Genomic DNA, 2,270 nt, shown 5'->3' on the forward strand with positions numbered 1-2,270 from the left:
GAGCAACGCAAGGGCGGCGAGGGGCAAAAGTGCTACCGGTCCCTGCGGTTTTCTGGTCATGGGCACGGCTCCGGATCGGCAGAAAATATGAGGCACATCTGTATGGAAAAACCAGAACAGGTGTGTTCCCGCCCAGGTGCGTGCCAAAGGAAGGGGTTCACCACCCTGATATAAAAAAGGTATTAGGGGTGTGGCTTGGCGCGATCGTACTGTACGGGCCAGGTGAGGTCTACGCCCAGTTCCTGTGCTGCATGCAGGGGCCAGTAGGGATTGCGCAGCAGTTCACGCGCCAAAGCCACGGCATCAGCCTGCTCGGTAACAAGGATGTGTTCCGCCTGTATGGCCTCGGTGATGAGGCCGACGGCGACGGTAGGTATGCCCACCTTCTGCCGGATAGCGCTGGCGAAGGGCGTCTGGAAGCCGGGACCGGCGGGAATGATCGCATCCGGCGTCATGCCACCGCTGCTGCAGTCGATGACGTCAACACCACGGTCCTTCAGTGCTTTTGAGAGGACGACAGACTGCTCCAGGTCCCAGCCACCGGGTACCCAGTCGGTGGCGGAAATTCTTACCCAGAGGGGCAGATCTTCGGGCCAGACCGCGCGCACGGCAGCTGCGATTTCCAGCGACAGGCGCATGCGGTTTTCCAGGCTGCCGCCGTAGTTGTCGGTCCGCTGGTTGCTGATGGGAGAAAGAAAGCTGTGCAGCAGATAGCCGTGGGCCATGTGCAGTTCCAGGACCTCGAATCCCGCCGTCAGCGCACGCTGCGCCGCGGCCACAAAGTCCTTGCGCACTTTCTCCAGGTCTTGAGCGTCCATGGCGTGGGGCGGCGTGTGGCTATGGCTGAAGGGTAGGGTGCTGGGTCCCAGAGGTTTCCAGCCACCCTCGGCATCGGGCGCAATGGGGTGGCCACCGAGGAAGGGTGGCCGGGTGGATGCCTTTCGTCCCGCATGGGCGACCTGGATGGCGGTGACCGCCCCCTGCGCCTTCATGAACGCGACGATGGGGGCAAGCGCCTGCGCCTGTGCATCCGTCCAGATGCCGAGGTCCTGTGGGGAAATGCGACCCTCTGGGCTGATGGCCGCCGCTTCGACCATGACCAGCCCGGCGCCACCCACAGCACGGCTGCCGAGGTGCACCATGTGCCAGTCCCCTGCGACGCCATCGGGTGTGGAATACTGGCACATGGGCGCCACGCAGATGCGGTTGCGCAGGGTGACGCTGCGCAAGGTCCAGGGCGAGAACAGCTTGTGGGTCATGCAGACGCTCCGAGATAACGGGTGAAGTGGTCAAGGGTCAGGCGCCAGCCTTCCTTCGCAGCCTCGGGACGGAAGCTGTCCCGGGGATCGGCAAAGAAGCCGTGGGGCGCGCCCGGAAACACCGTCAGGGTATAGCGCTTCCGGGCGGTGCTGAGCGCAGTGGCAATGCGGCCGTGTTCTTCGGGGGTGATGGACTGGTCTTCGGTACCATAGAGCAGCAGCAGCGGCGCCTGCATCTGATCTACCAGATGCAGCACCGGGTTGCGTCCGACGAAATCCTGGTCGGGAGCAATACCGCCGCCATAAAAGGCGACCGTGGCGCGAAGCCGGTCTGCATGGACGGCATTGGCCATGAAGGCGTAGCGTCCGCCCATACAGAACCCCAGCGCGCCGATGGCGTCCTTCCGCACCTCGGCGCGCTGCTGCAGCGCCTGGATGGCCAAGCCCGCCTCCCGCATGGCCACTTCGTCGTTCAGCGTTTTGAGATGGCCGATGGCGTTGGCGAAATCGGAATATTCATAAGTCTTGCCGTGATACAGGTCGGGCACTATGGCGCAATAACCGGCTTGGGCGAGACGTTCGGCCACGTCCTGAAAGTGTGCGTTGACGCCGAAGGCTTCGATGAAGACCAGTACGGCAGGGTGTGGACCCGCGTCGGTGGGGCGGGCATACCAGGCCCGCGGACCGTTTTCCAGTTGAATCCATTCAGATGAGATCTGCGACATGATATCTCCTTGCTACAGTCAGGAAGCGGAAAATGATGCGGCGTCGAATAGTAAGCCGATGTGCACGGCCCGATACGGGGTACCCTTCAGGCGGCCAGTGACTGGACGTAAAGTTGCAGTTGTCGCAGACAGCGCTGATAGGCTTCGACGGATTGCGCATTTTTGCCTAGGCCGACGCAGCCTTCAATCGCGGCAACGATGAAGAGCGCCACCTCTTTCGCCTCAACATCGGCGCGCACCTTGCCGGCGGCCTGCCCCTCGGCCAGGGCGGTGGCCATGACCGCGA

General features: G+C 63.0%; 3 protein-coding genes. All 3 read right to left on the reverse strand.

Going from position 1 to position 2,270, the window contains the following annotated elements; genetic code table 11:
- Positions 1–182: 182 nt before the first annotated feature.
- The gene (locus AC2VNK_RS07195; RefSeq protein ID WP_486883304.1) at positions 183–1,259 is read right to left on the reverse strand and encodes an NADH:flavin oxidoreductase/NADH oxidase; all 1,077 of its coding nucleotides are present in this window, start codon (positions 1,257–1,259) and stop codon (positions 183–185) included.
- A complete protein-coding gene (locus AC2VNK_RS07200) occupies positions 1,256–1,984 on the reverse strand; it encodes a dienelactone hydrolase family protein (RefSeq protein WP_486883305.1) in 729 nt (242 codons plus the stop codon). Before AC2VNK_RS07200 ends, AC2VNK_RS07195 begins: the two co-directional genes overlap by 4 nt.
- Before the next feature lie 86 nt (positions 1,985–2,070).
- Positions 2,071–2,270, reverse strand: a 200-nt coding sequence (locus AC2VNK_RS07205) for a TetR family transcriptional regulator C-terminal domain-containing protein (RefSeq protein WP_486883306.1), incomplete at its 5' end; no start/stop codon positions are given.

Source organism: Acidithiobacillus sp. TH-A35 (assembly GCF_057473505.1).